The sequence below is a fragment of the Williamsia sp. CHRR-6 genome (assembly GCF_018474015.1).
Taxonomy (GTDB): Bacteria; Actinomycetota; Actinomycetes; order Mycobacteriales; family Mycobacteriaceae; genus Williamsia_A.
This window is the reverse complement of sequence record NZ_JAHCSG010000011.1, coordinates 1-5,383: the sequence shown is the minus strand read 5'-3', so window position 1 is coordinate 5,383 and position 5,383 is coordinate 1. Positions and strand designations below refer to the sequence as shown.

The following is a 5,383-nucleotide window of genomic DNA, read 5'->3' as shown; positions in this document are numbered from 1 at the left end:
TTTTTGTTGTGCCAGCGCTTTGTGTGTTGGTTTGTTTTTTGGTTGGGGTTTTGCTCTGCTGGGAAACGTTGTGTTGATTCGGCTGTCTGTGCCTGTGGGTGTGGGTGGTTGTTTCGTTTGGTTTTTCATGGAGAGTTTGATCCTGGCTCAGGACGAACGCTGGCGGCGTGCTTAACACATGCAAGTCGAACGGAAAGGCCCTTCGGGGTACTCGAGTGGCGAACGGGTGAGTAACACGTGGGTGATCTGCCTCGTACTTTGGGATAAGCCTGGGAAACTGGGTCTAATACCGGATAGGACCTTCTCCTGCATGGGGGTTGGTGGAAACTTTTTGGGTACGAGATGGGCCCGCGGCCTATCAGCTTGTTGGTGGGGTAATGGCCTACCAAGGCGACGACGGGTAGCCGGCCTGAGAGGGCGACCGGCCACACTGGGACTGAGACACGGCCCAGACTCCTACGGGAGGCAGCAGTGGGGAATATTGCACAATGGGCGCAAGCCTGATGCAGCGACGCCGCGTGAGGGATGACGGCCTTCGGGTTGTAAACCTCTTTCACCAGGGACGAAGCGTGAGTGACGGTACCTGGAGAAGAAGCACCGGCCAACTACGTGCCAGCAGCCGCGGTAATACGTAGGGTGCGAGCGTTGTCCGGAATTACTGGGCGTAAAGAGCTCGTAGGCGGTTTGTCGCGTCGTTCGTGAAATCGTGGGGCTTAACTCCACGCGTGCGGGCGATACGGGCAGACTTGAGTACTACAGGGGAGACTGGAATTCCTGGTGTAGCGGTGAAATGCGCAGATATCAGGAGGAACACCGGTGGCGAAGGCGGGTCTCTGGGTAGTAACTGACGCTGAGGAGCGAAAGCGTGGGGAGCGAACAGGATTAGATACCCTGGTAGTCCACGCCGTAAACGGTGGGTACTAGGTGTGGGTTCCTTTTCACGGGATCCGTGCCGTAGCTAACGCATTAAGTACCCCGCCTGGGGAGTACGGCCGCAAGGCTAAAACTCAAAGGAATTGACGGGGGCCCGCACAAGCGGCGGAGCATGTGGATTAATTCGATGCAACGCGAAGAACCTTACCTGGGTTTGACATACACCAGACGCTGCCAGAGATGGTAGTTCCCTTGTGGTTGGTGTACAGGTGGTGCATGGCTGTCGTCAGCTCGTGTCGTGAGATGTTGGGTTAAGTCCCGCAACGAGCGCAACCCTTGTCCTGTATTGCCAGCGGGTTATGCCGGGGACTTGCAGGAGACTGCCGGGGTCAACTCGGAGGAAGGTGGGGATGACGTCAAGTCATCATGCCCCTTATGTCCAGGGCTTCACACATGCTACAATGGCCGGTACAGAGGGCTGCGATACCGTGAGGTGGAGCGAATCCCTTAAAGCCGGTCTCAGTTCGGATCGGGGTCTGCAACTCGACCCCGTGAAGTCGGAGTCGCTAGTAATCGCAGATCAGCAACGCTGCGGTGAATACGTTCCCGGGCCTTGTACACACCGCCCGTCACGTCATGAAAGTCGGTAACACCCGAAGCCGGTGGCCTAACCCTTGTGGAGGGAGCTGTCGAAGGTGGGATCGGCGATTGGGACGAAGTCGTAACAAGGTAGCCGTACCGGAAGGTGCGGCTGGATCACCTCCTTTCTAAGGAGCAAACGTGGATGCCTGCGTCGTGGCCGTTTGTGTTGCGGTGGGTGTTTGTTCGTTGGGTGAAACGTAAACAGGCCGGCATTGTCGTGGCATGAGGCTGCGGTGGTGGTGGGTCATGCCTGGGTGACTGGGTGTGGGTGTCGATGCACTATTGGGTCCTGAGGGAATACACGGTTGTGTGTTTTTTCTGGTGTTCATCATTGCGCTGTCCTGGTAGCAGCTGGCCCGTGTGGGTTGGTGGGGTGTGTGGGTGGTGGGTGTGTGTTGTTTGAGAATTGCACAGTGGATGCGAGCATCTTTATTTGTTTGTTTGTAGGTGTTGTTGTTGTAAGTGTGTAAGGGCGTACGGTGGATGCCTTGGTACCAGGAGCCGATGAAGGACGTGGGAGGCCGCGATAGGCCTCGGGGAGCTGTCAACCGAGCTGTGATCCGAGGGTGTCCGAATGGGGAAACCCAGCACCCGTGATGGGGTGTTACCTGCCGCTGAATGTATAGGCGGTGTGGAGGGAACGTGGGGAAGTGAAACATCTCAGTACCCACAGGAAGAGAAAACAATAGTGATTCCGTGAGTAGTGGCGAGCGAAAGCGGAGGAGGCTAAACCATGCGTATGTGATACCCGGCAGGGGTTGTGCGTGTGGGGTTGTGGGGTTCATCTTCTCAGTGCTGCCGTGCTGGGGGTGAGTGACAAAATCGCATGCTAGGTGAAGTGGCCTGGAATGGTCTGCCGTAGACGGTGAGAGTCCGGTAGCTGAAAGTGTGTGGTCTCATCTGATGGGTTCCCAAGTAGCAGCGGGCCCGTGAAATCTGCTGTGAATCTGCCGGGACCACCCGGTAAGCCTGAATACTCCCTGGTGACCGATAGCGGACAAGTACCGTGAGGGAAAGGTGAAAAGTACCCCGGGAGGGGAGTGAAATAGTACCTGAAACCGTGCGCCTACAATCCGTCAGAGCCTGCGCCTTCGGGGTGGGTGATGGCGTGCCTTTTGAAGAATGAGCCTGCGAGTTAGTGGCACGTCGCGAGGTTAACCCGTGTGGGGTAGCCGTAGCGAAAGCGAGTCTGAACAGGGCGGTTCAGTGGCGTGTTCTAGACCCGAAGCGGAGTGATCTACCCATGGCCAGGGTGAAGCGTCGGTAAGACGACGTGGAGGCCCGAACCCACTTCAGTTGAAAATGGAGGGGATGAGCTGTGGGTAGGGGTGAAAGGCCAATCAAACTCCGTGATAGCTGGTTCTCCCCGAAATGCATTTAGGTGCAGCGTCGTATGTTTCTCACTGGAGGTAGAGCTACTGGATGGCCGATGGGCCCTATCAGGTTACTGACGTCAGCCAAACTCCGAATGCCAGTGAGTGAGAGTACGGCAGTGAGACTGCGGGCGATAAGGTTCGTAGTCGAGAGGGAAACAGCCCAGATCGCCGGCTAAGGCCCCTAAGCGTGTACTAAGTGGAAAAGGATGTGGGGTCGCATAGACAACCAGGAGGTTGGCTTAGAAGCAGCCACCCTTGAAAGAGTGCGTAATAGCTCACTGGTCAAGTGATCCTGCGCCGACAATGTAGCGGGGCTCAAGTACACCGCCGAAGCCGCGGCACTCACATGTGTCCTGTCCTCTGACTGTGGTTGGGGGGCCAGGTGTGTGGGTGGGTAGGGGAGCGTCCTGCATCCGTGGAAGCGCCGGGGTGACCTAGGTGTGGAGGGTGTGGGAGTGAGAATGCAGGCATGAGTAGCGAAAGCAGAGTGAGAAACTCTGCCGCCGAATGACCAAGGGTTCCTGGGCCAGGCTAATCCGCCCAGGGTGAGTCGGGACCTAAGGCGAGGCCGACAGGCGTAGTCGATGGACAACGGGTTGATATTCCCGTACCCGTGTTTCCGCGCCCATGATGAATCAGGAGTACTAACCGTCCAGAGTCGCCGAGAGTGCCTTCGGGTGCCGAGTGTGGTGATGCACGGGACCTTTCCTGGTAGTAGTCAAGCGATGGGGTGACGCAGGAAGGTAGTGGGGCCAGTCAGTGGTTGTACTGGTGTAAGCCTGTAGGGCGAATGGTAGGCAAATCCGCCGTTCATATAGCCTGAGAGGTGATGCGTAGCCGTTTGAGGCGAATTCCATGATCCTATGCTGCCGAGAAAAGCCTCTAGTGAGTGGTGACACGGCCCGTACCCCAAACCAACACAGGTGGTCAGGTAGAGAATACTAAGGCGATCGAGAGAACTGTGGTTAAGGAACTCGGCAAAATACCCCCGTAACTTCGGGAGAAGGGGGGCCATTGCTGGTGACCCATGTACATGGTGAGCTGGTGGTGGTCGCAGAGACCAGAGAGAAGCGACTGTTTACTAAAAACACAGGTCCGTGCGAAGTCGTAAGACGATGTATACGGACTGACGCCTGCCCGGTGCTGGAAGGTTAAGAGGACCGGTTAGTGGATTCGTCCGCGAAGCTGAGAATTTAAGCCCCAGTAAACGGCGGTGGTAACTATAACCATCCTAAGGTAGCGAAATTCCTTGTCGGGTAAGTTCCGACCTGCACGAATGGCGTAACGACTTCTCTGCTGTCTCAACCACAGACTCGGCGAAATTGCAGTACGAGTAAAGATGCTCGTTACGCGCGGCAGGACGAAAAGACCCCGGGACCTTCACTATAGTTTGGTATTGGTGTTCGGTTCGGTTTGTGTAGGATAGGTGGGAGACTGTGAAGCATGCACGCCAGTGTGTGTGGAGTCGTTGTTGAAATACCACTCTGATCGTATTGGATACCTTAACCTCGGACCATGATCTGGTTCAGGGACAGTGCCTGATGGGTAGTTTAACTGGGGCGGTTGCCTCCCAAAATGTAACGGAGGCGCCCAAAGGTTCCCTCAGCCTGGTTGGCAATCAGGTGTTGAGTGTAAGTGCACAAGGGAGCTTGACTGTGAGACGGACATGTCGAGCAGGGACGAAAGTCGGGACTAGTGATCCGGCACCGGCATGTGGAAGCGGTGTCGCTCAACGGATAAAAGGTACCCCGGGGATAACAGGCTGATCTTCCCCAAGAGTCCATATCGACGGGATGGTTTGGCACCTCGATGTCGGCTCGTCGCATCCTGGGGCTGGAGTAGGTCCCAAGGGTTGGGCTGTTCGCCCATTAAAGCGGCACGCGAGCTGGGTTTAGAACGTCGTGAGACAGTTCGGTCTCTATCCGCCGCGCGCGTAAGAAACTTGAGGAAACCTGTCCCTAGTACGAGAGGACCGGGACGGACGAACCTCTGGTGTGCCAGTTGTTCCACCAGGAGCACCGCTGGTTAGCTACGTTCGGAAGGGATAACCGCTGAAAGCATCTAAGCGGGAAGCCTGTTCCAAGATGAGGTTTCTCACCCTCTAGCAGGGGTAAGGCCCCCCACAGACCATGGGGTTGATAGGCCAGAACTGGAAGCCCAGTAATGGGTGCAGGTGACTGGTACTAATCGGCCGAGGACTTACAACACAAAACAACACCTCACCACAACAGGTGAGACATACGCATCCACTGTGCAATATCTGAAACAACACACACATGTGTGACCCCCAAACGGTTGGTCGGGGGATAGTTTCATAAAGTTACGGCGGCCATAGCGGAGGGGAAACGCCCGGCCCCATTCCGAACCCGGAAGCTAAGCCCTCCAGCGCCGATGGTACTGCACCCTAATCAGTGTGGGAGAGTAGGACACCGCCGAACACACCTTCCCTTGAGGCCCCCACACGATCAGTGTGGGGGCCTCAAGCATGTGTA

Annotated in this window: 3 rRNA genes; all 3 read left to right on the top strand. The window is 56.3% G+C overall.

The features are described from left to right. The first annotated feature begins 124 nt into the window (after positions 1-124). Positions 125-1,640: ribosomal RNA gene (locus KIK15_RS18150) — 16S ribosomal RNA — on the top strand. Between the two features lie 331 nt (positions 1,641-1,971). Next, positions 1,972-5,098 (top strand): 23S ribosomal RNA (locus tag KIK15_RS18145). 114 nt (positions 5,099-5,212) lie between these two features. Then, positions 5,213-5,329 (top strand): 5S ribosomal RNA (gene rrf, locus KIK15_RS18140). The 16S, 23S and 5S rRNA genes sit together here, the layout of an rRNA operon. Positions 5,330-5,383: the final 54 nt, after the last annotated feature.